Genomic DNA, 26,127 nt, shown 5'->3' with positions numbered 1-26,127 from the left:
AGGTGGGCAGCACGCGAGCGGACGACGGGATTCGAACCCGCGACCCTCACCTTGGCAAGGTGATGCGCTACCAGCTGCGCTACGTCCGCGTGCCGTCGAAACCACGCCGACGACGAGCTCACTCTACCCGAGGGCAAGATCGCTGGAGCCGGGCACCCCGGCCAGCCTTCCGGCCGCACGCGCCACTCAGAAGTCGAACCACACGACGCGCGCACATAACTGGTCGACCCCAGCACGGGCCAACGCCACCACAAGTCGATCGAGACCACGGCCACCTCGGCCGAGGCCCGCGTCGCCGGCCGACCTCGCCGCCGCCGGTGGCATCTGATCACCTCAGGGTTGAGAGAACCACTGGCAAAAGACTCCGGGCCCGACACCAACGGTGTCGGGCCCGACTCAACTGGTGGGCGATACTGGGTTTGAACCAGTGACCTCTTCCGTGTCAAGGAAGCGCGCTCCCACTGCGCCAATCGCCCTCGATGATGCTGAGGTGGGGACGGGATTTGAACCCGCGTACACGGCTTTGCAGGCCGTTGCCTCGCCTCTCGGCCACCCCACCGGGTTGCCCCCGGTCAAACGTGGCGGCATCTCCGAGCGGACGACGGGATTCGAACCCGCGACCCTCACCTTGGCAAGGTGATGCGCTACCAGCTGCGCTACGTCCGCACGTCCCGGCTTCCCGGTGACGGATGAGAACTTTAGCCGAGTCGGTGAACACTTGCCAACTCGACCCCCTCGGCGCGCCCCCGCCGCACCTCGGCCAGGGCCAGAACCCACCCTGGACCGATCGAGCCACATCACCGAAGTGCCCCGTGATGCGACACCGAAGGGCCCCGTGGTGCACCACGGGGTAACTGTCCTACTTCCGACTACGGTAGGACAGATTCACCCTGAGTGGTACCAACTCGTACCCGTTCGGGTGCACTACCGTAGCGGTCGTGACGAGACGTGCGGCCGAGATCCGCCTGGATGCCCTGCTGCGCACCGCCTGTGACGTGATCGTGGAACGCGGGTTGGCGAACACCCGCACCGCGGACGTGGCCCAGGCGGCCGGGGTGAGTCAGGCACTGGTCTTCTACCATTTCGCCACCAAGGACCGGCTACTCGCCGAGGCGTTCGCGTACGCCGTCGAGCAGGATCTGGCCCGGCTGGACGCGGTGCTGCGCTCCAGCGCCCCACCGCTGGCCAAGCTCCGCCGACTGGTGCGGCTCTACACCCCCGCCGGCCGCCCCACGTCGTGGGCAATGTGGATCGACGGCTGGGCCGAATCGCTGCGTACCCCGGAGTTGGAGAAGACCTCCCGCCGGCTGGACCTGCGCTGGCGGCAGGACCTGGCGACGGTGATCGCGGACGGGGTAGCCGACCACACCTTCGAGTGCGCCGACCCGCCTGGCGCCGCGTGGCGGATCAGTGCCGTGATGGACGGTCTCGCCGTCCAGCTCGCGGTGCACGACCGGGTGATCTCCCGACGCCAGTTCACCGAGTGGGTACGCCTGGTGACCGCCCGGGAGCTGGGACTCGACCCGGCGCAGCTGGACTGAGCGCGGCCCGCAGCGGGCCGCCACTCCGGCGGGCCGGACGAGGCCGTAACCCCGGCGGGCCGGAGGTACCGCCAGGGGAACCACCTCGCCACGATCACCGGTGATCCGCTCCCGCTACGCCCGCGCCGCTGCTGAGTCTGACCGCCGGCCTTGTCGAGGTGAGCATCCAGCTCCACACCGAGCGCTGATTCGAGGACGGTCCGGGTGATCCCCGCGAGGAGCCCACCCGGGCCGACCAACGAGACTCCATCGGCCTTGGCCCGCTCGACCAACTGCTGCGCGAACTCCGCCTCCGCCGACGTCGGTTCAGGAAGCTGAGCAGCGTTGTTCTTGGTCTGCCATGACGTGGTCCTTCCTGGACAGGATCGACGTCCTGTCCAGGAAGGACCACACCCAGGTCAGCACGGAAATCTACGCGGTCCCTGCCGTCTCCCCGGCTCGGGTCTGCTCGGGGTCGCGGGTTATCGCGTCGTTGCTGTGTCGGTGGACACGGTGGGACCGACGCAGGATGACGGCGGCGAGGACGGCGGCGAGCAGAGAGCCGGTGAGAATGGCGATCTTCACATGGTCATGGCGTCCGGTGCCATCGGCGAAGGAGAGCTCACCGATGAGCAGGGAGACGGTGAAGCCGATTCCGGCGAGCATGGACAGACCGGTGATGTGGGTCCAGGTCAGATCGGTGCCGAGACCTGTTCGGGTGAGGCGGGTGACGAGCCAGGTGACCGCGACGACGCCGAGGGGCTTGCCGATGACGAGCCCGGCGATGACGCCGATGGCGACCGGATCGGTGAGGGCGGACACCAGTCCGCCCAGGCCGCCTATGGCAACTCCGGCGGACATCAACGCGAAGACAGGTACGGCCAGGCCAGCGGAGACCGGTTTGACGGTGTGCTCGAAGCGTTCGATCAGGCTGGTGGGCACGGCGGTGTGCTCGTGCTGGGCCTGCGGGCGGGCGGGCACGGTGAGGGCGAGCAAAACTCCGGCGACGGTGGCGTGGACCCCGGAGGCATGCACGAGTGCCCAGGCGGTGAGAGCCAGCGGCAGAAGCAGCCAGGCGGAGGTCACCCGGCGTCGTAACAAGATCGCGAAGGCAACCAGCGGTAGGGCGCTGGCCAACAGCGGCGTGACCGACAGGGTGGCGGTATAGAAAACGGCGATGATCATGATGGCGATCAGGTCGTCCACCACGGCCAGGGTGAGCAGGAAGACCCGGACGGCGGGTGGCAGGTGCCGGCCAATGACGGCGAGTACCGCCAAGGCGAAGGCGATGTCGGTGGCGGCGGGGATGGCCCAGCCGCGTAGGGCGTCGGCTCCGGCGGCGGCGGTGATCAGCACGTACACGGCTGCGGGTGCCAGGACACCGCCGACGGCGGCGGCGATGGGCACCGCGGCGCGGCGCGGCTGCCGGAGTTCACCAGTCACGAACTCGCGTTTGAGTTCCAGCCCGGCAACGAAGAAAAAGATGGCCAGCAGGCCGTCCTTGGCCCATGCCGCCAGCGACAGATCCAGGTGCAGCCAGGTCGGACCGACAGTGAACGAGCGCATGGCGTCGTAGCCTGGGGATCCGGGCGAGTTCGCCCAGATGAGCGCGATGACGGCTCCGGCGAGCAGGAGCGCCCCGCCGGTCGTCTCCGCGCGCAGGACATCGGCGATGCGGCCGGCCTGGCGTCGTACGACGGATCCGGGCGGGAGATCTCGTCGGGTGGCGTCCATCGGTCCTCCTGTCTGGTAGGTACGGGGCAGCGCCTCACGAGGGACGTGTCACGGCGAGGCTGAGCAGCTCTGTACGGCTCGGCCTCGCCGCCGGGTCGCTGCCCACCTCGCTCGCGAGGGCCGGGCGTGGCGGTTGCTTGTCCATTTCCGGACGGCGAGGTCGACACCGACGACGGTGGCGTGCCGGACCGGAAGGCCGTCGGCCGGGCAGGCAGCCCACGGCCCGCTGCGCGGCGGCATGCGTCGAATAGTTCCCGACATCGGTGGTCGCGGTGGTGGGCAGCTCGACGGACAAACAGCGGGGTCGTCGTCATCGCCGTGCCCCTCGTCGCGGTGTCGGCAACCGTTCGAGGTGATCAGTGCGCGAATCCGGGGCGGAGTCAGTCGGCTCGCCGGCATCGATGGCGTCCGTGGTGGTGCCGCGGGTGCTGTGCAGGCTCCATACGATCGACACCGTGAGCGTGGCGACGATGACGCCGAGAGTGACCGGAATCGGGAGTTTGCCGACCGGGGTCTCCGACAGGATCAGCTTGACGCCGGCGAAGGTGAGCAGGAATGCAAGTCCGTAGTGCAGGTGCACGAAGCGGCGCAGCAGCCCGGCGAGACAGAAGTAGAGGCTGCGCAGCCCGAGGATCGCGAACGCGTTGGCGGTCCAGACGATGAAGGTGCTGGTGGTGATGGCCAAGATCGTCGCCACAGAGTCCATGGCGAAGATCAGGTCGGTGGCCTCGACCGCGATGAGCACCACGAACAACAGGGTGGCCACCCGTTTGCCGTTGATTCGGGTGAAGAACTTGTCGCCGTGATATGCCGGGTCGGTCGGGATCACCTTGCGCACCAGACGTACGACCGGGTTGCGGTCCGGCGGGGTCTGCCCGCCGTGGCGGTATGCCATCTGGTAGCCGGTGTAGATGAGGAACACACCGAACACGTAGGCGGTCCAGAAGAACGATTCCAGCAGTTCCGCGCCGACGATGATGAACACCAGCCGAAACACCAGGGCGCCGATGACTCCCCAGAACAGCACCTTGTGTTGGAAGGCGGCGGGGACGGCGAAGTAGGTGAAGATCAGCGCGAAGATGAACACGTTGTCGATCGACAGCGCCTTCTCGATCAGGTATCCGGCGTAGTAGGTGCCGGCTACCTCGCCACCCTGCCACAGCCACAGGATCACGCCGAACAGCAGACCGGCGACGATCCAGATACCAGACCAGATCGCGGCCTCGCGGAACCCGATGACGTGGTTGTCGCGATGCAGGAACAGGTCGACTGCCAGCATCGCGGCAACCGCGAACATGAGTACGGCCCAGACCCACCAGGACACGGACATGCCAGGGGAGACCTTTCGTCCTGGCCGGACCCACACAAGGGCCGGCCGGTGCTGGACGAAGGTCTCCCCAAGCCACTGCACCAGTGGCTGCACCACCGGAACCCGGGTAGGCCGGACTCGTACTGACGGCGGTGCGCGGAACGTCGGGTACTCCCCTTCGAACTACGACGAATTATTCACGAAGCATGCTTCGCCTGTCAAGGCTAGTGCCGTGACTACGAACGTTCGCGGTGTTGGGGTCAGGCTGCTCGGGTAGCTGGTTGGCCCCAGCGTCGTTGGCGTTCGCTGCGGATGCGGGCGGGTTCTCGGCGTTGGGCGGCCAGGACGTCGGCGTGGCGGGCGTTGGCGTTGCGCCAGCGCAGGTAGGCCTGCAGTCGCCGGGTAAAGGCGGGGTGGTTGGGGTGATTCGAGCCGGCGATGACGAAGGTGCGTAGCGGTCCGAACTGAGCCTCGATGGGGTTGGCCCAGGAGGCGTAGGTCGTGGTGAAGCAGAGCTCAACTTTGTTCCGTGCCGCCCACGTGCGGATCTTGCGGCCCTTGTGCGCGGACAGGTTGTCCAGGATGACGTAGATCGGTGCCCCATCCGGTCGGGCGGCGCGGATCGATGTGAGCGCGGCGAGGGTGTTCGCGGCGCTCTTGCGCCGGCGCACGACGCCCCAGAGTTGGTCATCACCGAGGCTGTAGCAGCCGTGGAACTGCCGGACCCCGTGCAGCTTGTGGTAGTTCGCGGGCAACCGGTGCGGACGGCCCGCGGGCGCCCACCCAGTGCCCGCCTGCGGGCGGATCACCAGAGGCCCGCCCTCGTCGAAGGCGAACACCCGCTGCGGGAAGCTGCTGCTCACATGCTCGATCCGGGCGAGCTTGGCATCGCGGTGTGGATCGGTGGACTCCTTCCACGTCTTGGTCCGCTGGAAGGTGATCCAATGCCGCTGCAGGATCTGCCGTAGCCGCTCCCGCCCTATCCGCACACGGCGGGTCGCGTGCAGGCACAGGTGGTCGGCAAATTTGCGGATGCTCCACCGGGTGAACAGCCCGCCCCAGCTTCTCGGAGCGGGTGCTGGCCGTCTCGACGATCTGCTGCTCTTCGTCGCTACTGATCTGGCGGGTACGGCCACCCGCCCACCGAGGGTCCAGGCTGGCCATCCCCATCTCGTTGAACCGGTGGATGACCTGCCGGATCGTGTCCTCATCGGCGTGGACGAGACGAGCGATCGCCGGCACCGTGTTCCCACCAGCCGAAGCGAGCACGACCATCGACCGCCGCAAACGGATCGGCGAGCCGCTACCCCGGCAAGTGATCCTCAGCAGCTGCTCACCCTCCTGGTCACTGAGCCGCCGAACGCGAACAAGTTCTGCCACCGCCACAGCCTGACCGCCACGACACCGCCCGGCCGGCAGGCCAGACGGCGTGTCAACCAACACCGTGAACGTTCGTGGTCACGGCACTAGGGAGAAGATTTGCGATGCTGGTTTCGTGTCTCGAACTACGTAAATCGGAGTAGAGGACCGCGGGGTGGACATTCCTCACCAACCACGCGCACGTGCTACTGGCCATCGTCCTACGTGCACTGGCTGCCGAAGAAGGACCGGCCGCGTGGTCTGGTCGGTGACCTCCTGCGGAAACTCAGGCGGTGTCGGGCAGCGTAGCTACCGAGCCCAAGATCGGAGCTAGGCTGTACCCGATGATCTTTAGCTGGCGTTTTCGCAGCTCAGGATTAGCTTGGAGTGGGCCGGACGGGGCCGTAACCCGGACGGTCCGGCTGCGGGAGAATCACTCGGTGTCCGAACTCGCCAGCGCCTTCGTCCGACTGCACGCCCGTCTCGCGCCGGTCCCCTTCGTTCCCGAGGTGCGACTCCACCAGGCCGACGACGCGGTCGGGCTCTGGGAACTGACCGAGGGTGAGTTCCGCAGCGACCAACCACCGCCCTTCTGGGCCTTTCCCTGGGCCGGCGGGCAGGCCCTCGCCCGATACGTCATCGATCATCCGGACCTGGTCGCCGGGCGGCGGGTGCTCGACCTCGCCGCCGGCTCGGGGCTGGTGGCCATCGCCGCGGCCCGGGCCGGCGCCACCGCCGTCCGCGCGGTCGAGGTCGACCCGCTGGCCGTCGCCGCCGTCGCCGTCAATGCCGAGGCCAACGGGGTACGCCTCGACGCCGAGCTGGCCGACATCCTCGACCGCGACGCGGGCGATGCCGAGGTCGTACTCGCCGGAGACGTGTTCTACAGCGCGGCGATGGCGAGGCGGATGCTCCGCTTCCTGCTCACCGCCGCCCGCGCGGGGGCCACGGTGCTGGTCGGTGACCCGGAGCGCGCGTTCCTACCCCGGGACCGCTTCGACCCGCTGGCCAGCTACGAGGTGCCGGTGCCGGAGACGCTGGAGAGCGTACGCGTGAAGCGTGCCACGGTGTGGCGGCTGCGGGCCGGCCTGCCCGGAACGGCCCGCTAGCGTGTCCGCCGTGCTGTTCCGGAGCTGGACGAAGACCGCCGGCACCCACTGGCCGCCCGTCACCCGGGTCGCTGACCAGCAGGGCACCGAACACCTGGTGGTGACCGAACACGAGCTGGTCCGGCAGGTACTCACGGACCAGGTGACCTACCGTCCGGACAATGCCCTGGACGCTGTCACCCCGATCCCGGTACCTGCCCTGCGGGTGCTCGCCGGACATCGCTTCCGCCTCCCCCCGACCCTGGCCAACAACGGTGGTGTGAGCCACCCGGCGATCCGCGCCCTCGTCGCCGACGCGCTCCACCCGGCGAAGGTCGCCGCCCAACGACCCTGGCTGACCAAGCTGGTGGCCGAGCGGGTAGCCGCGATCGGCGCCACTCTCGACTCTGGTGGCTCCGCCGACCTGCACGCCGAGCTCAGTGCCGACCTGCCGCTGCTGGTCCTGGCCCGCCTGGTCGAACTCCCGGACGCCCCGGTCTCCGCGGTGAAGCAGTTCGCCCGTGCGGCGCTGGAGCTGTTCTGGGCCCCGCTGGACGCTGACCGCCAGCTGGCCCTGGCCGACGAGGTCGGCCGGTTCCACCAGGTGCTGCGGGAGTTCGCGGACACCGGCGGTGGGCTGGCCGCTGCCCTGCGGGCCACCGGACACCCGCCGGACGTGCTCGTCGGGGCGCTGTTCTTCCTGCTGGTAGCCGGTCAGGAGACCACGTCGCAGTTCCTCACCCTGCTCCTGCACCGGCTGGCCGGTGAGCCGACCGTTCGCGCCGCGCTGCGGGACGGCAGCGTCTCGGTGGCGAACGTGGTCGAGGAGGGGCTACGGCTGGAACCACCGATCGTCACCTGGCGTCGGGTCGCCGCCGTGGACAGCACGCTGGGCGGGACCGCCGTGCCGGCGGGCACCAGCATGCTGTTGTGGCTGGCCCGGGCCGGCCGTGACCCGGCCATCGTGCCGGCGCCCGAGGAGTTCCGGCCCGGCCAACGGGGGTCACGCCGGCATCTGGCCTTCGGGGCGGGCGCCCACCGTTGCCTCGGCGACCAGTTGGCCCGGATGGAGGCGGCGGTGGTGGTGGAGCAGGCGACCCCGCTACTTGACGGGACGTCCGTGGTGCGTGCTCCGTGGTATCCGGACAACCTCACCTTCCGGATGCCCGACGCCTTCGTGATCCGCCGCTGACCACCCGGCAGAGCGGATCACCGGCCAGCCGGCTCAGCGGCCCTCCTCGGCCCGCCCGCCTCAGCGAACCTCCTCGGCCCAGGCTCGCCAGTCGTCGAGCACCCCGTACAACGCCGGGGTGAGCCATCCCGGCGCGGACCGCCGGAACACGCCCGGATCGATCGCCCCGGCACCAGCCGGCAACGCGCCGACCAGGTACGGCACCAGGTCGGTCAGGTTCGCCCAGTGGACCAGCTCCGGCTCGACCGGCCAGGCACCGAGCAACACCCCCGCCGGCACCGCCCGGCGTTCCAACGCCTCCAGGGTGAGCGCGGTGTGGTTGAGGGTGCCCAGACCGGCCCGCGCCACCACCACAGCCGGGCAGCCGAGGGAGACCGCGAGATCGGCCATCGTCCACGGCTCACCCGACGGGCGCAGCCCCATCGGCACGAGCAGCCCGCCGGCCCCTTCGACCAAGACCAGGTCGTGCTTGTCGGCCTCCTCGCGGACGGCGTCGACCGCCGTGTACAGCTCCAGCGGCGGCAACTCGGCGACCCGGGCCGCGGCCAGCGGGGCCAGCGGATCGGGAAAGTTCGCCAGCGTCCGCCCGGTGAGCGGTGCGGCGAGTCGGGTGACTTCGTCGATGTCGACCGGGTCACCCGTGGCCGTACCGGTCTGGCCGGGCTTGACCACCGCGACCCGCAGCCCGGCGGCCTGCGCCGCCGCGGTGACCGCCGCGGTCGCCACGGTCTTGCCGACCCCCGTGTCGGTGCCGGTGACCAGTACCGGCCCCCGCCACGGCGTCGCACTCACGGCGCGCACTCCACGATGACCTCCAGGGCCCGCTCGAAGTCCGCCCGGGGGACCCCGACGTTGATGGTCAGCCGGAGCCGGGAACGGCTGTCCGGGGTGGAGGGGGGACGGAAGCAGCCGACCGCGACGCCCCGGTCTCGGCAGTCGGCGGCCCAGGCGGTGGCCGCCTCCGGACCAGGTGCGGTCACCGACACGACCGCGCCCTTCGGTGCCGACCCGGTCAGCCCGGCGGCGCGCAACCGCCGGACCGCGTACGCGGCCCGGTCGCCGAGCTCCACCCGCAGCTGATCGCCCTTCCAGGCGAGCTCCATGGCGGCCCGCACCCCGGCCGCCACTGCCGGCGGCGGGGCGGTGTCGAAGATGAACGTCCGCCCGGTCTCGACCAGGTGCCGGACGAACTCCGCCGGAGCGGCGACCACACCGCCGGCTCCGCCCAACGCTTTGGAGAGAGTCGCGGTGACGATCACGTCGGGCTCCCCGGCCAGACCGGCCGCGGTCACTCCCCCGGCACCGCCGGGCCCGACCACGCCGAGCCCGTGGGCCTCGTCCACCAGCAGCAACGCGTTGTGCTCCCGGGCGACCGCGTGCAGCTCGGCGAGGGGAGCGAGGTCCCCGTCAACCGAGAACACCGACTCGGTCACCACCACCGCCGGGCGACCCGGCGCGGCGGCGAGCGCGGCCCGGACCGCGTCCACGTCCGCGTGCGGGGTCACCATCGTCTCCGCACCGGAAATCCGGCACCCGTCGATCAGCGACGCGTGGTTGTGCGCATCGGATACCAGGAGCGTCCGCGGCCGCACCAGGCCCCGGACCGCGCCGACGTTGGCCAGGTAGCCGGAGGAGAAGAGCAGGGCGCGTTCGGCCCCGAGCCAACCGGCGAGATCTTCTTCGAGGGCGTGGTGCGGTGCGGTGGAGCCCCGCACCAGCCGGGACCCGGTGGCGCCCAGCCCGTACTCGTTCAGCGCCGCGGTAGCCGCCGCGGTCACCGCAGGGTGCCTCGACAGGCCGAGGTAGTCGTTGCCGGCCAGGTCAACGAGGTCGTCGGCGGCGGCGCGGGGGCGGAGGGTGCGGGTCAGCCCCGCCTTGGCGCGCAGTTCGGCTCGGCGGTCCAGGGCTGCAAGCCAGTCCGACACCGCCGCTCCTTCCCCGGCTCCCGCTCGCCGGGCGCCTCCGCCGGGGCGAACGTACCACCTGGCCGGACACCGCTCCGGCGTGCCGCGCGCCGCTCCGGCGCGCCGCGCTCCGGTCCCGCTGGTGGTTGGCCCGCGCCGCCCCGGGCACCCCTTCCCGCGGCGGCGGCCTTGTAGGGTACGGCCATGCCAGAGATCCTCGACCAGGCCCGCACCCAGGTACTGGAGAACGGCGTCGGCCTCGACGAGGCCGGCGTCCTCGCCGTGCTGAACCTCCCCGACGAGCACCTACCCGCCGCTCTCCAGCTCGCGCACGAGGTACGCATGCGCTGGTGCGGTCCGGAGGTCGAGGTCGAGGGAATCGTCTCGCTCAAGACCGGCGGCTGCCCGGAAGACTGCCACTTCTGCTCGCAGTCCGGCCTGTTCACCTCGCCGGTCCGCGCGGTGTGGCTGGACATCCCGTCGCTTGTGGAGGCCGCGAAGCAGACCGCGAAGACCGGCGCGACCGAGTTCTGCATCGTGGCGGCCGTGCGCGGCCCGGACGACCGGCTGATGCGGCAGCTGCGGGAGGGCGTCGCCGCGATCCGGGCGGAGGTCGATATCCAGGTGGCGGCCTCGGTCGGCATGCTCACCCAGGAGCAGGTCGACGAGCTGGTCGAGATGGGCGTACACCGCTACAACCACAACCTGGAGACCTGCCGCTCGTACTTCCCGAACGTGGTCACCACCCACTCCTGGGAGGAGCGCTGGGAGACGCTGCGGATGGTCCGCGAGTCCGGCATGGAGGTGTGCTGCGGTGGCATCCTCGGCCTCGGGGAGAGCGTTGAGCAGCGCGCCGAGTTCGCCGCCCAACTCGCCGAGCTGGACCCGCACGAGGTTCCGCTGAACTTCCTCAACCCCCGGCCCGGCACCCCGCTCGGGGACCGCTCGGTGGTCGAGGGGAAGGACGCGCTGCGTGCCATCGCCGCGTTCCGGCTCGCCCTGCCCCGCACGATCCTCCGGTACGCCGGTGGCCGCGAGCTCACGCTCGGCGATCTGGGTACCCGCAGCGGCCTGCTCGGCGGCATCAACGCGGTGATCGTCGGGAACTACCTGACCACGCTGGGTCGCCCGGCCACGACGGACCTGGAGCTGCTCCAGGACCTGAAGATGCCGGTCAAGGCGCTCTCCGAGACGCTGTGAGCCTGGCCGGGATGAGCGGCGACACGACGGGTCCGGCCCCGCTTGGCACGTCGACACGGCTCGGCGGCCCGGCGGGGGCCGGCGCCTCCTGGTGCGACCGGTGCGGTACGCCCGTCGGCGAGGGGGACCACACCGCCTGCCGGGCCGCCCGGCAGCTGGAGCCACCCCGCTACTGCGGGCACTGCCGGCGACGGATGAAGGTGCAGGTGCTGCCGGTCGGTTGGGCGGCGGGCTGCGTCGAGCACGGTGAGACACGGGCCTGACCGGCGCCCGGAGATTCCTCACAGTATCGAAAATCTTAAATATAATTCTGGTGTTGGGCCAGTTCAGGACGGTGAGGGGCCACTCCACAACCGCTCAATAAGCGAGCCGGCGGCAGCCCCGCCGTCCTGACATACGAACGTACTGTTGCCGCCCCCGCTCCCGGCGGGCGACAGTACGCCACACCAGCGGTGCCATCGACGCCGCCGCTCCCCGGACAACCCTGAGGAGAACGCGATGGCTCTACGACTCGCCGACGGGACCGCCTGGTCCGAGGTCCTCGACCGCGCGGTAGCCGCCGCCCCCGAAGCCTTTTCCGCCTCGACCGACGGCATCCGAACGCTGCACAACCTGATCGAGGGCGACTGGCGGGCGGTCGGCACCCCGGCCACCGTACGCACGCCCGTCGACAACACGACCCTGGTCCGCCTCCCCCGGCTGGACGCGACGGCCGCGCGCGCCGCGGTCGCCCACGCCGCCGCCGCGCACCGGGACTGGGCCGACACTCCCCTCGCCGAACGGAAGGCGCGGGTCGTCGAGGCCCTGGACGCCCTGACCGCCCACCGCGACCTCCTCGCCCTCCTGCTCGTCTGGGAGATCGGCAAGCCGTGGCGGCTCGCCGCCGCCGACGTCGACCGGGCCCTGGACGGGGTCCGGTGGTACGTCGACGAGATCGACCGGATGCTCGCCGACGGCCGGGAACCACTTCCCGGTCCGGTGAGCAACATCGCCTCGTGGAACTACCCGATGAGCGTCCTGGTCCACGCCGAGCTGGTGCAGCTCCTCGCCGGGAACGCCGTGATCGCCAAGACGCCGTCGCAGGGGGGCGCGGTCTGCCTCACCGTCGCGCACGCGTTGCTGCGCCGCGCCGGCCTGCCCGCCACGCTGATCTCCGGCAGCGGGGAGGAACTCTCCGAGGTGCTGGTCCGCGCCCCGGAGGTCGGCGCGGTGGCGTTCGTCGGCGGGCGCTCCAACGGCGGAAAGGTCGCGGCGGCGCTGCTGGACAGCGACAAGCGGCACTTCATCGAGCAGGAAGGGCTGAACGCCTGGGGGATCTGGGACTTCTCCCGCTGGGATCAGCTCGCCGCGCACCTGAAGAAGGGCTTCGAGTACGGCAAGCAGCGCTGCACCGCCTACCCCCGCTTCGTCGTCCAACGGAACCTGGTTGACCAGTTCCTCGACATGTACCTGCCGGTGGTGCGGTCCGTACGATTCGGACATCCGCTGGCGGTCGGCGACGGATGGTCCGCCGGCGACCCCCTCCCCGAGCTGGACTTCGGGCCCCTGATCAGCGCAGCCAAGGCCGACGAGCTGCGCCGTAAGGTCGACGAGGCGGTCCGGGGCGGGGCGGTCCCGCTGCACCGGGGCCGGCTCGACGGGGCGCCGTTCCTCGACGGGCAGGACACCTCCGCCTACGTGGCGCCGTCGGTGCTGCTCGCCCCGCCCGGTCGATCTCGGCTGATGCACGCCGAGCCGTTCGGGCCGGTCGACACGATCGTGGTGGTGGACACCACCGACGAGCTCCTCGCCGCGATGAACGCCTCCAACGGCGCACTGGTCGCCTCGCTCGCCTGCGACGACGAGGACGAGGCGGCGAAGCTCGCCATGGACGTGCAGGCGTTCAAGGTCGGCATCAACAAACCCCGCTCCCGGGGCGACCGCCAGGAGCCGTTCGGTGGGCGGGGTGCCTCCTGGAAGGGCGCCTTCGTCGGCGGCGACCTGCTGGTCCAGGCGGTCACCGTCGGCGGTGACGACGATCGGCTGTACGGCAACTTCCCGGACCGGACGGCGCTACCACCGAACGTCTGACGCGTCGCCCGGCGTGTCGCCTTGGACCGCGTCGCCTCGCGTCGGACCGCTGCTGTCGCGCCGGGAAAGCGCTGTCGCGTTGACGAAGCCGCGCCGCGCTGGGGGCGGTGGATGGACCAACAGGGCCCCATCCACCGCCCCCAGCGGCATCGGTTGGTGCCCAACCCCACCCACCAGGCGACATGATCCGTGCACTCCATCGGGAGGGCTTGACTGCCTTCGAAAATCAGGTCGTTCGAGAATATGACGTGCTGCACATGGCCCTCTCCCCTTACGGGTGTGGCCGCTGGGGACACATTTCTGCACATCACTTCCGATACCCTCGTACCTCCTGTTGAGGTCACCGGCAGATGGGCGAGGTGGGTGACGCAGGCGACTCACGCCGGTGTCTCTATTCCGAGACGGCTTGAAACTGTAGCAGATCCAGTCACCAATATCGGCCGTTTCGACTTTCCGTCCTCGTGACAACTGGCGGTTCCGCCGTTACAGAGGTTCATTTTGCGGCACCTCGAGACTTCCGACGGCAAGCGACTGCGACTCCACAGCGTCTGCCGATGCACTCCTGCGGAGGGATGACCCCGTGGGTCGTGCCATCCGCCAAGGTGGTAACCGATGGGGCCGGAACTGGCTTGCCCTCCGCCACTGCCGGGCTGATGGAGGAGAGGCTCACCGTAGCAAGGCCGACCGCCATAAAGGCAAAAGTTGCACGGCGCACGAAATACGGAAAAGACCTTCTCAACGAAGCTCCTTTCAAGCTAGCACGACTCCCCCCAAGCCCCCGGGGAGCACCGAACCAATCCATCACAGGATTGCGATCAAGGGCTACACAGTGTCACGGTGTGGGCTGCCATTTATCCGGATGCCGGTTCAGCCCGACATACAGGCCGGAAACAACCGTCCAGGGCAATTTTGTTCAAGCCAAACCATTGTCTTCTTTTACCGTTGTTCACCAAATCCCGCCAAGAGGGCGCTCGGTGCTGGCGCCCGAGCGGCCCCAGTGGAGACCCCCGGATGATCGGGATATCGCACTGTCGCCGGAGGCTCGGGCGAACGAGCCGGTAACCCCGCTTCCCTGCGACGCCTCCCCCGGACGCTTCGTCCGGTGCCCGGCCCGGGCTCTGCCCTGGCGCACCGGACGGGTGATCTTGCCGGCAAGACCCGGACTCACTCCTGGCGTGGGGAACAGCCCGCTTCGACCGAGCTGGCTGGCTGGCTGGCTGACAACTGTGGACGGACCTCCGCAAGGGCAACCAAGCCGTACCCCAAACAGGGACAAATTGGATAAAGTTTCGTAAAACACTTAAGTGGTCGCAGAGTAGCAGATATCAAGGAGAAGAAGCTATTTCGGAAGCGCTCCGACATCTGAGGAGGATCATGAAACGCCATCGCTACCAGGGGTTGAAGGCAGGCCCGCTGGCGGGTCGCAGACGGTGGGTGGCCATCGGCGTGATGGCACCGCTCACCTTCACGTTCGTCGGCCTGACTGCCCCAGCGTTCGGCCACACCTGGGGTAACACTACGAACACGAGCATGACCGCCTCCCCAGATGAGGAGTGGGGCTGGGAGCAGGAGCACTGGAACCAGGGACATTGGGATCAGGGGCACTGGGACCAGGGTTACTGGGACGACAAGTGTGGACACAAATGCCCTTCGGGACCACCGGGACCACCCGGACCCACAGGACCACCCGGACCCACAGGACCACCCGGACCCACAGGACCACCCGGACCCACAGGACCACCCGGACCCACAGGACCACCCGGACCCACAGGACCACCCGGACCCACAGGACCACCCGGACCCACAGGACCACCCGGACCCACAGGACCACCCGGACCCACAGGACCACCCGGACCCACAGGACCACCCGGACCCACAGGACCACCCGGACCCTGTGCTGACATCGACAGCCTCGCCCCCTCGGCCTCCGAAGAATTCAGCGCCGTGGTCTCGGACGGCGTCACCTACGCCGGTCGCAGAAGTCTCACGCCAGCACCGCCGGGGCCCTACACCTGGACCGACCTCAGCGGTAACGCCAACTACCCAGGAGAGTCCGTCTGCGGGGTCGCCATCTCCGCCGCCGGGAATGACGCCTGGGTGAAGGTACTTACCACCGACGGTGAGGTGTGGGAAACCGAATGCGCCACGCAGGGGCAGAACTTCACCTGTAACAACCCCTGGATACAGCTGACGACGCCGTCCTGAACGGAACGAATCCAGGGACAGGAAAGCAGTTGATATTCCCGGGGTGAGGATCCGGCCCCGTACTCCCGGACGGTGTTCCACACTCCCGGCAATTGGTTCCGCTTACTCAGTGGAAGTCAGGGGCCCTTCGGTGGTGGCGGGTGGCTCCCCGGCCACCCGCCACCCCGCTCGGCTACTGCGAACGACGGGAGGGACGAGCGCCTCAGCTCTCGCTCCTGCTGGTCCGCGGCACCTCATAGACCGGCTTCGCCCGCCGCCCCAACAGCACGCCGAGCCAGGGCCACCGGGTCTCCAGCGCACGGGCGAGAGCATAGTAGACAGCCACGGCCACGGCGACCACTCCGGCGGTCAGCGAAGCGGACGAGTCAGCATCGAGGATGATTCCCGTTTTTGAGGCGAGCCAGGCCAGCACCGCACCGACCGCGACCGGAACGGCGGTGCGGATGAACGAGATCAGAAAGTCGTTGACCATTGGAGTGCCTCCTCGGGGGGTGAGGTGGTGCTCCTTCAACAGTACGAGGAAATGCGTTCCGGTGCGCTACTCGCATTCATCACCATTTGCGCGCGGCAGCAGTCAGAGAACCGGGGTAGGTGGCCACTGCCACCGAAATGTCCTACGCCGACAGCAGTCCGCTATCCGCACCGGCCGAAACTGACGATCGCGGCATCGCGGCGCGGTCTACGGCTGACCCGCCCCGACCGGGGAGACCGTCGCGATCAACGGCACCGTCAGTGTCAGCAGCGAGCCGTCCCGGTCCACCGCAGACAGCGGGCCCAACCGGCGGACGGTCCGCAGCATCGGAGTGTTCTCCGCCTGAATGTGCAGCGCCAAGGCGGCGTATCCGCCCTGCTCCGCCTGCCACACGAGCCGATGCAGCAGCGCCGATCCGAGCCCGCGACGCTGCCAGTCGTCGCGCACCAGCAACGCCACCTCTGCCAGGTCTCCCTCACCGAGCAGATTGGCCATTGCCACCACCGGCGCGGCGGACAGGCCGGCGGCGGTCGCAGTGGCCAACAGGGTGACTCCCCGGGCCGGCTCCAACAGTCGGCGCAACCGTGCCGGGGCGGGCCGGGCGGACCCACCGTGGTAGCGACGGTTGCGGCTACGCGCCGAACACCGCTCGTGCAGGTCTGCCACGCCGGTCAGGTCATCGCTGGCCGCGGAGCGTACGCCCACCTCAGCGCCGTCCGGCAGGCGCAGGGTGACCAGGTCGCCCAGTCCTTGCACCGCCGGACCGGTCAGCCGGTCCGCCACCAGGGTCTGTTGTCCCCACCGCGTCATGTTCTACCCCTTTCCGCGCTACGACCCTCCCCCAGCGCCATTGCAGAACCCGCAACCCAGGGTGACGGGTCGGTTTCGGCGCCGAGAATTGGCACCGGCCTTGACATCAGAGGTGAGCTGCCATCAACTGTTCGGATGACCGAGCCGGCCATCGACGATTCCCCACCGACCGGCTCCCCGCCGGGTCTGGACCTGGGCCGGCTCGCCGGCTACCTCGCCGAGCATCGGCCGGACCTGGCCGACGGGCCACCGACCGCCCAGCTGATCGCCGGCGGCCGGTCCAACCTGACGTACCTGCTCGGCGCGGGCGGGCGGGATTTCGTGCTGCGCCGGCCACCGCTGGGCCACGTGCTGGCTACCGCACACGACATGGCGCGGGAGTTCCGGGTCATCTCGGCGCTCGCCCCGACCGAGGTGCCGGTGCCGAAGGCGCTGCTGCTCTGCACCGACCCGGAGGTGATCGGGGCGCCGTTCTATCTGATGGACCGCGTTCCCGGCACAGTGTTCCGCTCCCGGGGCCAGACGGACCCACTCCCCCGCGGGCAGCGGTGGGAGCTGGCGATGGCGATGATGGACACCCTCGCCGCGCTGCACACGGTGGACCCGGCGGACGTCGGTCTGGCCGACTTCGGCCGCCCGCGGGGTTTTCTCGCCCGCCAGGTCCGCCGCTGGTCCGGGCAGCTCGACAGCTCGCGGAGCCGGCCACTGCCCGGCATTGACGAGCTACGCGACCGACTGGCCAGCACCGCTCCGGAGAGTTCCGGCCCGGGGCGGATCGTGCACGGCGACTACCGGCTGGACAATCTCCTCGCCACCGTCAACCCGGTCGCCGTCCAGGCGGTGCTCGACTGGGAGATGGCCACCCTCGGCGACCCGCTCGCCGACCTGGGCCTCCTGCTGACCTACTGGGATGCGATGGGCGGGGATGCGGTCCCGAGTAATCCCGTCGCCGACGGGCTGGGGCCCCGGGCCGGCTTCCCCGCCGGCGCCGAGCTGATCGAGCGGTACGCCAGCCGCAGCGGGATCGATGTCGGCCCGCTGGACTGGCATGTGGCCCTGGGGTGCTTCAAACTCGCGGTGATCTGCGAGGGCATCCACTACCGGCACCGCCAGGGGCAGACCCTCGGGGCGGGCTTCGACCAGATCGGCGAGATGGTCGCTCCGCTGGTCGCGTACGGACTGACCGCTGTCTCGAGGAGGAGCTGATGGACTTCACCCACGACGCCCACACCGAGCGGCTGCGGTCCGAGCTGACCGACTTTCTGGAGCAGCAGGTCTACCCGGCCGAGGCCGTCTACGCCGAGCAGGTCGCGGGCGCCGCGGACCAGTGGGCTCGGCCGCCGGTGCTGGCCGAGTTGCGGGCGGCGGCCCGCCGGCGGGGCCTGTGGAACCTCTTCCTCCCCGACCCCCACCACGGCGCCGGGCTGACCAACCTGCAGTACGCTCCGCTCGCCGAGCTGACCGGCCGGAGCCCACACCTCGCGCCGGAGGCACTGAACTGTGCGGCGCCGGACACCGGCAACATGGAGCTGCTCGCCGAGTTCGGCACCGAGACGCAGCGCCAGCGGTGGCTGCGCCCGCTGCTGGCGGCGGAGATCCGCTCGGCGTTCTGCATGACCGAGCCGGAGGTCGCCTCCTCCGACGCCACCAACATCGCCACTCAGATCACCCGCGACGGCGACCACTACGTGATCAACGGCCGCAAGTGGTGGTCGTCCGGCGCGATGGATCCGGCCTGTCAGATCTTCGTGGTGATGGGTCGGACCGACCCGTCGGCCGACCGGCACCGGCAGCAGAGCATGATCCTGGTACCGCGGGACACACCTGGGGTCACCGTCCGGCGCGGGCTCCATGTCTTCGGCTACCACGACGGCCCACACGGTGGCCATGCCGAGATCGACTTCGACGATGTCCGGGTGCCGGTGGAGAACCTGATCGGTGCGGAGGGGGGTGGCTTCGCGATCGCCCAGGCCCGGCTCGGTCCCGGCCGGATCCACCACTGCATGCGGTTGATCGGCATGGCGGAGCGAGCGCTGGAGCTGCTCTGCCGTCGTGCCCTCGATCGGGTGGCGTTCGGCCGGCCGATCGCCGAACAGGGGGTGGTGCGAGAGTGGATCGCCGAGGCACGGGTCCGCATCGAGCAGTCCCGACTCCTGGTGCTGAAGACGGCCTGGCTGATGGACACGGTCGGGAACAGGGGCGCGCACACCGAGATCCAGGCCATCAAAATCGATACGCCGTCGATGGCGGAGTGGGTGATCGACAAGGCCATCCAGGCGCACGGGGGTGCCGGCGTCAGCCAGGACACCCCGCTGGCGGCGCTCTGGGCCCAGGCCCGCACCCTGCGCCTCGCCGACGGGCCGGACGAGGTCCACAAGGCCGCTCTCGCCCGCCGCGAACTCCGCCGCTACGCCTGAATCGCCACACCTCGATCGCTGCGCCGGACACCGGCCGCCGCGCACCAGCTACCGGGCACGAGGCACCGGGCACCGGGCACCGGGCACCGGGCACCGGGCCAGGGCCGCCACGCGCAGCGACGGCTCCGGTGCGGAGGCCAGCGGCGGCGGTCAGGTGCTGGCGCGCTCGATCAACTCGGTGTCCAGGAGGATGGTCGTGGTGGCCCGTTGCTCACCACGGATCCGGGACACCAGCAACTGGGCCATCTGCCGTCCCATCTCCTCGATCGGCTGGAAGACCGTGGTCAGCGGCGGGTCTGACTGGCGGGCGATCGGCGCGTCGTCGAAGCCCACCACGGCCACGTCCTCGGGCACCCGCCGACCGGCCTCCCGCAACGTCCGGAGCGCACCGAACGCCATCAGGTCCGAGGCGGCGAAGACCGCGTCCAGGTCCGGGCACGCGGCCAGCAGCTGGCGCATCGCGGCCTCCCCACTGTCCTCGCTGAAGTCCCCGTACGCGATCAGGTCTGGGTTGCCTCCGCTCGGCGTCTTCGCGACCGCCTCCTGGTAGCCGGTCAGCCGCCCCAGACCGGCGGCCATGTCCTGGGGGCCGGTGATGGTCGCGATCTGCCGCCGTCCCCGCCCGACGAGGTACTCCACCGCGCGCCGGGCTCCGCCGACGTTGTCCGCGTCCACGAGCCAGGCCGGCTCCGCGTCGGCGTGCAGCATCTGGGCTGGCCGGCCCCCGAGCACGGTGGGCAGGCCCCGTTCTGCCAGCAGCGTGGGCAGCGGGTCGGCATCGTGCAGCGACAACAGGAGGACGCCGTCAACGTGCTGGTTGGTCAGGTGGTGCTCGACCCGCTCCCGCTCGCTCGGGGACTGGACCATGACGAGCCAGAGCTGGAACGGGGTCCCCAGCAGGCCGGAGCTCACGCCCCGCACGATGCCGGCGAAGAACGGCTCGGCGAACACCCGGTCCCCGGATTCTGACACCACCAGGGCGATCGAGTCGGTCCGCTGGGTGACCAGGGCGCGAGCGGCCCGGTTCGGCACGTACCCCAGTTCTGCGATCGCCCGCTGCACCGCGGCGCGGGCCTCGGGGCTGACCTGGGGTGAACCGTTGACGACGCGGGAGACCGTGCCCCGGCCAACGCCGGCACGTGCGGCGACCGCATCGAGAGTCGGGCGCCCGAGCGAGCGGGTGCGCTGCGTTGTCATCGTCTGCTCCTCCGACGGCGGAAGGCCCCGGTGCCCACCGGTGACACCGGGACCACCCGGATAGCTGGTCCGAGCCTATTCTGCAGCCAGACCGTTACGTCGGATCGTCTCGGCGTACCAGCGACCGCTGGACTTCAGGGTGCGGGCCTGACTGCGGTAGTCGACGTGAATCATGCCGAAGCGCTTCGTGTAGCCCCAGGCCCACTCGAAGTTGTCCAGCAACGACCAGGCGAAATAGCCCCGCAGCGGGACACCCGCGGCGATCGCCTGGTGTGCGGCGCGCAGGTGCGCATCGAGGTAGGCGGTGCGGTCCGGGTCGTCCACCTGACCGTCCACGACCGCGTCCACGAAGGCCGCACCGTTCTCGGTGATATAGAGCGGCAGGTCGGTGTACTCCTCGTGTACCCGCCGCAACGTCTCGACCAGCCCGGGAGGATCGATCTCCCAGTCCATGTCGGTGACCGGTATGCCCCGGGTAACGAAACGAACGTCTGCGCTGCCAGGCCAGCACGACGGTTTACGCCAGTACGGCTCCGGCGGGGACGCGGCCGTCGGCGCGGCGACCACGTGCCGGCTGTAGTAGTTGATTCCGAACAGATCCAGCGGGGCGGCGATGGTGGTCAGGTCCTCCGCACGCACGTGCCCGAAGTCGGTGATCTGGCTGAGGTCGGACCTCAGATCCGCCGGGTACGAGCCGCGCAGCAGCGGGTCGAGGAAGAACCGGTTCGCCAGCCCGTCGATCCGGCGTGCCGCGTCGGCGTCGCCGGGCGAGTCGGTGGCCGGGGTGACCGGGTACAGGTTGAGGGTCACCCCGACCTCGACGTCGGACTGGGCCGCTGCCCGTACGGCCGGCACGGCCAGCCCGTGGCCGAGCAGCAGGTGGTGACCGGCCCGCACCGCGTCGGCGGGGTCGGACCGACCCGGGGCGTGCACCCCGGAGCCGTACCCGAGGAAGGCCGAGCACCACGGCTCGTTGAGCGTCGTCCAGTACCGCACCCGGTCGCCGAGCGCGCCGGCGACCAGAGCGGCGTAGTCGGCGAACCGGGCGGCGGTGTCCCGCGCCGGCCAGCCGCCCGCGTCCTCCAGTGGCTGCGGCAGGTCCCAGTGGTAGAGCGTCAGCCACGGTTCGACGCCGTTGGCCAGCAGTTGGTCCACCAGCCGCTGGTAGAAGTCGAATCCCTCCTGGTTGATCGGGCCGGTGCCGCCGGGCTGCACCCGAGGCCAGGACACGGAGAACCGGTACGACTTCAGCCCCAGCTCGGCCATGAGGGCGACATCCCAGTCGAGCCGGTGGTAGTGGTCGCACGCCACGTCACCGGTGTGCCCGGCCACCACCCGCCCGGGGGTGTGGCTGAAGGTGTCCCAGATCGACGGCGTCCGGCCGCCGAGGGCCGCCGCACCCTCGATCTGGTAGGCCGCGGTGGCGGCGCCCCAGCGGAAACCCGGCGGGAAGGTCAGCGGCGGGCGTTCGGCGAGAACGCCGGCGGCGGGTGGGCGCGCAGGATTACTCACGACTTGACGGCACCTTCCATGATCCCGCCGATGATCTGGCGGCCGAACAGGAGGAAGACGATGACCAACGGCAGGGTGCCGACGGCGGTGGCGGCGAAGACCTGTGAGTAGTCGGTGTAGTACGCGTACGACAGGAAGGAAAGGGAGACCTGCAACGTCGGGTTCTCCGGGGTGAGCACCGCGTACGGCCAGAGGAAGGAGTTCCAGGTTTCCATGAAGGTCAGCAGTCCCAGGACCCCGGCCGCCGGGCGCAGCGCGGGCAGCACGATGTTCCAGTAGATCCGCAGGGTGCTGGCACCGTCGACCCGACCGGCCTCGATCAGCTCGTCGGAGACCGCCTGGCTGGCGTACTGCCGCATCATGAAGACACCGAAGGCGGTGACCAGGAACGGCACGGTGACCGCGTAGAGCGTGTCGTACCACCCCAGCGTCTGCATCATGCCCCAGAGCGGGATGATGCCCAGCTGGGTGGGGATCATCATCGTCACGATGATGGAGAGCAGCAGGACGTTGCGGCCCCGGAAGCGCAGCTTCGCGAAGGCGAAGCCGGCCAGCGAGCCGGTGAGGACCACCGACACGGTGACCACCGAGGAAACGATGATCGAATTCATCATGCCGGTGAGGAAGTTGGCCGCGTCGTTGTCGAGGACCCGGCCGAAGTTGTCGCTGAAGGCACCACCGGGGATGACCGGCGGCGGCACGTCGTTGATCGAGTCCAGGGTGCGGGTGCCGATCACCACCAGGTAGTAGAAGGGGTAGATCGACAGTAGGGTCGCCAGGAGGAGAGCGAGGTAGGTCAACGGGCTGGTGCGCCAGAGACGCGTGGATGCGGAGATCATCGAGGGCTCCTCACTTGGCCGCGCGGCGGACGAGGACGAAGTTGAGCAGCGACATCAGGCCGATGATCATGAAGAGGGCCCAGGCGACAGCCGCCCCGTAACCGGCGCTGTTCAAATTCGTGATACCCATCTCGTACATGTACATGGCCAGGGTCTGGAAGTCGCGCTGGGTGCCGCCGATGATGTTGCCGTTGGCGAAGAGGAGCGGCTCGGTGAAGAGCTGCATGCCGCCGATCGTGGAGAGGATGACCACGAAGATAAACGTCGGCCGGAGCAGCGGCAGGGTGATTCGCCAGAACTGCCGCCACTGGCCGGCGCCGTCGATCTCCGCCGCCTCGTAGAGGTCCCGGGGGATCGCCTGCATACCGGCGAGCAGGATCAGGGTGTTGTATCCCGTCCACCGCCAGTTGACCATGGATGCGATCGCCGTCCAGGAGCTCCAGGTCTGCCCGTCCCAGTCGATCTGGTCGATCCCGACGAATCCGAGCAGCCAGTTGACCAGCCCGTACTCCCGTTGGTACAGCATGCCGAAGACGATCGCGACCGCGGCGACCGAGACCACGTTCGGAACGAAGATAGCCATCCGGAAGAAGGTCTTGGCCCGCAGCAGGGTGCGGTTGAGCAGGTTCGCCAGAAAGAGCGCCAGCAACAGCTGCGGGACGGTCGACAGCGCGAAGATGCCGAACGTGTTGATCAGCGCGTTCCAGAAGTATTCGTCGGTGAGTAGCCGGGTGTAGTTGTCCAGCCCGATGAAGGTGCGATCGCCGATCATGTCCCAGTCGTGCAGCGACATCCAGGCGGTACGCAGCATCGGGTAGAGCCCGAAGACGCCAAAGATCAGAAAGAACGGCGCGATGTAGAGGTACGGCGAGTACCTGATGTCCAGGCGGGCCAGGGAGAGCCGCCAGCGCTTGGGGGTACCGCCGGGTGGTGGTGCGGTGGGTGTCGGCGGGGCGGCGGTGGTCGAGTGACTCATGTCGGCGCTCCGCCGCATTCCGGGTCGCCCTGCGGTGCTGGCAGGCCAGGTCGACCGGCGGCTCGCTCAGGGTGGCTCATGGGGATTCCTTTCCTGGCAGGGTTGGTGCCCTCGCGCAGGGCGCGACGCACCACGCACCAGCAGGTGGCCGCACCCCGGCTCCGGGACCGACCGGTGGCGCCCGGAACGGTTTCCGAACGCCACCAGGTCGGATTCACTCAGAAGGCGCCCTGAATCTGGGCGTCCTTGGTGAACTGCTGCCAGGCCTCGTCCTCACTGGCCTGTCCGTTCTCGAACGCCCGCAGCGCCAGCCCGAAGGCGTTTTCCTTCACCGCCTGGTGCTTCGGCCCCAGGTGGATCGGCTCGATCTTGCTGACGCTCTCGCCGAAGATCTTGCCGGTCGGGGCGCCGCTGAAGTACTCGTTGGTGTAGCTGAGGAAGGCCTCGTCCTGCAGTGCCTCCAGGTGGGTGGGGAGCGGACCCTTGGCCTTGAAGGCCTCCACCTGGCTGGTGGCGTTGGTCAGGAACTCGGCGAGCTTCGCCGCCTCCTCGTGGTAGGAGCTCTGCTCCGGCACGGCCAGCCAGGAGCCGCCCCAGTTGCCGCCGCCACCGGGCACCGCCGCCACGTCCCACTTGCCCTTGTTCGCCTCACCGGAGTTCTTCGCGACGACGCCGAGCATCCAGGACGGGCAGAAGGTGGCCGCGAAGCTGCCCTGCTTGAAGCCGGCGGACCACTCCGGTGACCAGGTGGCGGCCTTGGCGGAGATGTCAACCATCGAGATCGCGGTGTCCCAGGCCGCCTTCACCGCGGGGCTGGTGTCCGCGATGATGTTGTTCTCCTTGTCGTAGAAGAGGTCGTCGCCCTGCTGGAAGAGTGACGCGTCGGAGACGGCGGTGATCGAGTCGATGAGGGCCTTGCCGCCACTGCCCTCCTTGTACGCGCGGCCGGTCTCCAGGAAGCTGTCCCAGTCCGGCCAGAGCGCCGACACCTCATCCCGCTCGGTGGGCAGGCCAGCCGCCTCAAGGAGGTCCTTGCGGTAGCAGACGGCGAGGCTGCCGACGTCGGTCGGAAGACCCATCAGCCGGCCGTCCGGCGCCTTGCCCAGCTCCCACTTCCAGGGCAGGTAGTCCTCGGAGAGGTCGTCAACCAGCGGGGCGAGATCCACCCAGTTTCGCGGGTTGGACTTGAACTCGTTGAGGATGCCCTCCTCCAGCGCGACCACATCACCCGCACCCTTGCCGGTGGCCAGGTAGCGCACCAGCTTGGGCCGGTACTCGCCCAGCTGCGCCGTCTTGCGCAGCTCGATCTTGATGCCGGTGTCCTTCTCGTACTGTTTGACGAGTTCCTCGTAGCCGAACTCGCCGAACGTCTCGACGATCAGCTTGCTGGGCTTCTCGCCCGCGGCCGGCTCGTCGTCGTTGCCGCAGGCCGCGAGGCCGCCGAGGGCGGTGATCGCGGCAAGGGCGCTGGCCGCCAGGCGGGAACGCCGCGTGGTGAGGCTCATCCTGACCCCTCTTTTCGATGTGAGGCTGCGTCTGTCGTGATGGGGGAGGCGGTACGGGGCGTCGACCGACGATGATGGATTCGACGACGGTCCGGTGTGGACGAGTGAGCCGCACCACACCACTGGGAACGCTCCCATGAGATTGCCGGGAGGTGTCAGACGTGTCAATAGGCCGATGGGAGTGAATCCCGGATCGTTACCGCGCGCCCGCGATCCCTACCGCGAAATGGCGCTTTCCCGGGTCAGCGCCCTGATGCAGCGAAATTGGTCAGCAGAATCGACGGAGCAGCGTGCCCGCCCGACCGGCGTCGAAGGCTGCCGGATCAAAGCGGTCCCCTGCCCAGTCCCGCAACGTGTGATGCTCGGGATGACCCGAATCAGCGAGCGCGGCCAGCAGCACCAGATAGCCGGCCGGACCGCCGATGTCCTCCGGCGGGCACGCCCGTTCCCCATCCGCGCAGTCGGGATAGCGCCCCTCCGGATCGGCCAGAAGGACGTCCTCCACCACCAGGTCGTGCTCCCACCAATTGCCGAAGTCGTAGGTGTAGTGGAAGCGGCTGCCCTTACCGACCACCGCGTCCAACCGCACGTCCAGCTCGTCGCGGAGCGACAGCTCGCCGTCCGGGTCGGGCTCCCCGTACTGCTCGCCGTCGACCTCGAAGGAGTGCAGGTGGCAGTCCCGCCAACCCATCGCGTGCTGCACCACCCGGTGCACCCGGTCAAGGGTGAAGCCGCCCGGGACCAGCGCCCGGCGCCAGACCAGCGGCCGGACCCCGGCCAGGGAAATCCTCAGCTGGAAGATCTGACGCGGCATGCTA

At 69.4% G+C, this 26,127-nt stretch carries 21 protein-coding genes, 4 tRNA genes and 1 pseudogene; 9 read left to right on the top strand and 17 right to left on the bottom strand.

Annotation, left to right across the window (positions count from 1 at the left end; all coding sequences use genetic code 11):
* Positions 1-16: 16 nt before the first annotated feature.
* The 4 genes from AC1UKG_RS19410 to AC1UKG_RS19395 all read right to left on the bottom strand — a co-directional run bounded on the left by AC1UKG_RS19410 (position 17) and on the right by AC1UKG_RS19395 (position 666).
* Positions 17-89: transfer RNA gene (locus tag AC1UKG_RS19410), tRNA-Gly, on the bottom strand.
* A 312-nt stretch (positions 90-401) separates the two neighbouring features.
* Positions 402-476 (bottom strand) — tRNA-Val (locus tag AC1UKG_RS19405).
* 12 nt (positions 477-488) lie between these two features.
* Positions 489-559: transfer RNA gene (locus AC1UKG_RS19400), tRNA-Cys, on the bottom strand.
* Between the two features lie 34 nt (positions 560-593).
* Positions 594-666: transfer RNA gene (locus AC1UKG_RS19395), tRNA-Gly, on the bottom strand.
* Positions 667-938: 272 nt separating this feature from the next.
* Here AC1UKG_RS19395 and AC1UKG_RS19390 point away from each other — a divergent pair.
* Positions 939-1,541 (top strand): TetR/AcrR family transcriptional regulator, encoded by a 603-nt coding sequence (locus tag AC1UKG_RS19390; protein ID WP_018733676.1) that lies wholly within the window; start codon positions 939-941, stop codon positions 1,539-1,541.
* Between the two features lie 411 nt (positions 1,542-1,952).
* Here AC1UKG_RS19390 and nhaA read toward each other — a convergent pair whose 3' ends face one another.
* From nhaA to AC1UKG_RS19375, 3 genes and pseudogenes are all read right to left on the bottom strand, one after another.
* Complete coding sequence (nhaA, locus tag AC1UKG_RS19385) at positions 1,953-3,254, bottom strand: Na+/H+ antiporter NhaA (protein ID WP_482642985.1); 1,302 nt, start codon at positions 3,252-3,254, stop codon at positions 1,953-1,955.
* A 310-nt stretch (positions 3,255-3,564) separates the two neighbouring features.
* The gene (locus AC1UKG_RS19380; protein ID WP_482642986.1) at positions 3,565-4,584 is read right to left on the bottom strand and encodes a TerC family protein; all 1,020 of its coding nucleotides are present in this window, start codon (positions 4,582-4,584) and stop codon (positions 3,565-3,567) included.
* A gap of 239 nt (positions 4,585-4,823) precedes the next feature.
* Positions 4,824-5,943: pseudogene (locus tag AC1UKG_RS19375) on the bottom strand (IS630 family transposase).
* A 419-nt stretch (positions 5,944-6,362) separates the two neighbouring features.
* Here AC1UKG_RS19375 and AC1UKG_RS19370 point away from each other — a divergent pair.
* On the top strand, positions 6,363-7,031 hold the full coding sequence (locus tag AC1UKG_RS19370; RefSeq protein WP_018814800.1) for a 50S ribosomal protein L11 methyltransferase: 669 nt from the start codon (positions 6,363-6,365) through the stop codon (positions 7,029-7,031).
* Between the two features lies 1 nt (position 7,032).
* On the top strand, positions 7,033-8,202 hold the full coding sequence (locus AC1UKG_RS19365) for a cytochrome P450 (RefSeq protein ID WP_018814801.1): 1,170 nt from the start codon (positions 7,033-7,035) through the stop codon (positions 8,200-8,202).
* A gap of 60 nt (positions 8,203-8,262) precedes the next feature.
* On the opposite strand, the gene bioD is transcribed toward AC1UKG_RS19365, so the two are convergent.
* Positions 8,263-9,003: a dethiobiotin synthase gene (bioD, locus tag AC1UKG_RS19360; protein ID WP_018733673.1), complete on the bottom strand. Its 741-nt coding sequence runs from the start codon at positions 9,001-9,003 to the stop codon at positions 8,263-8,265.
* Positions 8,991-10,127, bottom strand: a complete 1,137-nt coding sequence (locus tag AC1UKG_RS19355; RefSeq protein ID WP_018814802.1) for an 8-amino-7-oxononanoate synthase — start codon at positions 10,125-10,127, stop codon at positions 8,991-8,993. The genes bioD and AC1UKG_RS19355 overlap by 13 nt, the downstream gene beginning before the upstream one ends.
* 183 nt (positions 10,128-10,310) lie before the next feature.
* Between AC1UKG_RS19355 and bioB the strand changes: the two genes are divergently transcribed.
* The 4 genes from bioB to AC1UKG_RS19335 all read left to right on the top strand — a co-directional run bounded on the left by bioB (position 10,311) and on the right by AC1UKG_RS19335 (position 15,581).
* Complete coding sequence (gene bioB / locus AC1UKG_RS19350) at positions 10,311-11,306, top strand: biotin synthase BioB (RefSeq protein WP_018745501.1); 996 nt, start codon at positions 10,311-10,313, stop codon at positions 11,304-11,306.
* 11 nt (positions 11,307-11,317) lie between these two features.
* A complete protein-coding gene (bsaP, locus tag AC1UKG_RS19345; RefSeq protein WP_482642193.1) occupies positions 11,318-11,569 on the top strand; it encodes a biotin synthase auxiliary protein BsaP in 252 nt (83 codons plus the stop codon).
* 235 nt (positions 11,570-11,804) lie between these two features.
* Positions 11,805-13,376, top strand: coding sequence for an aldehyde dehydrogenase family protein (locus AC1UKG_RS19340; protein WP_018745499.1), 1,572 nt, complete (start codon positions 11,805-11,807; stop codon positions 13,374-13,376).
* 1,374 nt (positions 13,377-14,750) lie between these two features.
* Positions 14,751-15,581, top strand: a complete 831-nt coding sequence (locus AC1UKG_RS19335) for a hypothetical protein (protein ID WP_482642194.1) — start codon at positions 14,751-14,753, stop codon at positions 15,579-15,581.
* A gap of 202 nt (positions 15,582-15,783) precedes the next feature.
* Here the strand turns inward: AC1UKG_RS19335 and AC1UKG_RS19330 are convergent, their stop codons facing one another.
* Both AC1UKG_RS19330 and AC1UKG_RS19325 read right to left on the bottom strand, forming a co-directional pair.
* Positions 15,784-16,053, bottom strand: a complete 270-nt coding sequence (locus AC1UKG_RS19330; protein ID WP_482642195.1) for a hypothetical protein — start codon at positions 16,051-16,053, stop codon at positions 15,784-15,786.
* Positions 16,054-16,260: 207 nt separating this feature from the next.
* Positions 16,261-16,863 carry a GNAT family N-acetyltransferase gene (locus tag AC1UKG_RS19325; RefSeq protein ID WP_018814806.1) on the bottom strand — a complete coding sequence of 201 codons (603 nt, stop codon included), beginning with the start codon at positions 16,861-16,863 and terminating at the stop codon, positions 16,261-16,263.
* 135 nt (positions 16,864-16,998) lie between these two features.
* Here AC1UKG_RS19325 and AC1UKG_RS19320 point away from each other — a divergent pair, with 135 nt between their 5' ends.
* Together AC1UKG_RS19320 and AC1UKG_RS19315 are read left to right on the top strand one after the other, a co-directional pair.
* Entirely contained in the window at positions 16,999-18,069 is a 1,071-nt protein-coding gene (locus tag AC1UKG_RS19320; protein WP_018745494.1) for a phosphotransferase family protein, read from the top strand.
* On the top strand, positions 18,069-19,280 hold the full coding sequence (locus AC1UKG_RS19315; RefSeq protein ID WP_018745493.1) for an acyl-CoA dehydrogenase family protein: 1,212 nt from the start codon (positions 18,069-18,071) through the stop codon (positions 19,278-19,280). Before AC1UKG_RS19320 ends, AC1UKG_RS19315 begins: the two co-directional genes overlap by 1 nt.
* A 150-nt stretch (positions 19,281-19,430) precedes the next feature.
* Here AC1UKG_RS19315 and AC1UKG_RS19310 read toward each other — a convergent pair whose 3' ends face one another.
* The 6 genes from AC1UKG_RS19310 to AC1UKG_RS19285 all read right to left on the bottom strand — a co-directional run bounded on the left by AC1UKG_RS19310 (position 19,431) and on the right by AC1UKG_RS19285 (position 26,123).
* On the bottom strand, positions 19,431-20,477 hold the full coding sequence (locus AC1UKG_RS19310) for a LacI family DNA-binding transcriptional regulator (RefSeq protein WP_018745492.1): 1,047 nt from the start codon (positions 20,475-20,477) through the stop codon (positions 19,431-19,433).
* Positions 20,478-20,552: 75 nt separating this feature from the next.
* A complete protein-coding gene (locus tag AC1UKG_RS19305; RefSeq protein WP_482642196.1) occupies positions 20,553-21,989 on the bottom strand; it encodes a GH1 family beta-glucosidase in 1,437 nt (478 codons plus the stop codon).
* On the bottom strand, positions 21,986-22,828 hold the full coding sequence (locus tag AC1UKG_RS19300) for a carbohydrate ABC transporter permease (protein ID WP_482642197.1): 843 nt from the start codon (positions 22,826-22,828) through the stop codon (positions 21,986-21,988). Before AC1UKG_RS19300 ends, AC1UKG_RS19305 begins: the two co-directional genes overlap by 4 nt.
* A gap of 10 nt (positions 22,829-22,838) precedes the next feature.
* On the bottom strand, positions 22,839-23,804 hold the full coding sequence (locus AC1UKG_RS19295; RefSeq protein WP_026325479.1) for a carbohydrate ABC transporter permease: 966 nt from the start codon (positions 23,802-23,804) through the stop codon (positions 22,839-22,841).
* Positions 23,805-24,022: 218 nt separating this feature from the next.
* Entirely contained in the window at positions 24,023-25,309 is a 1,287-nt protein-coding gene (locus AC1UKG_RS19290; protein WP_482642198.1) for an ABC transporter substrate-binding protein, read from the bottom strand.
* Positions 25,310-25,577: 268 nt separating this feature from the next.
* Complete coding sequence (locus tag AC1UKG_RS19285; protein WP_018745487.1) at positions 25,578-26,123, bottom strand: plasmid pRiA4b ORF-3 family protein; 546 nt, start codon at positions 26,121-26,123, stop codon at positions 25,578-25,580.
* Positions 26,124-26,127: the final 4 nt, after the last annotated feature.

The organism is Salinispora sp. CH2A1_6 (assembly GCF_056820975.1).
The sequence above is the reverse complement of the archived record's forward strand: the minus strand, read 5'-3'. Positions and strand labels throughout refer to the sequence as shown.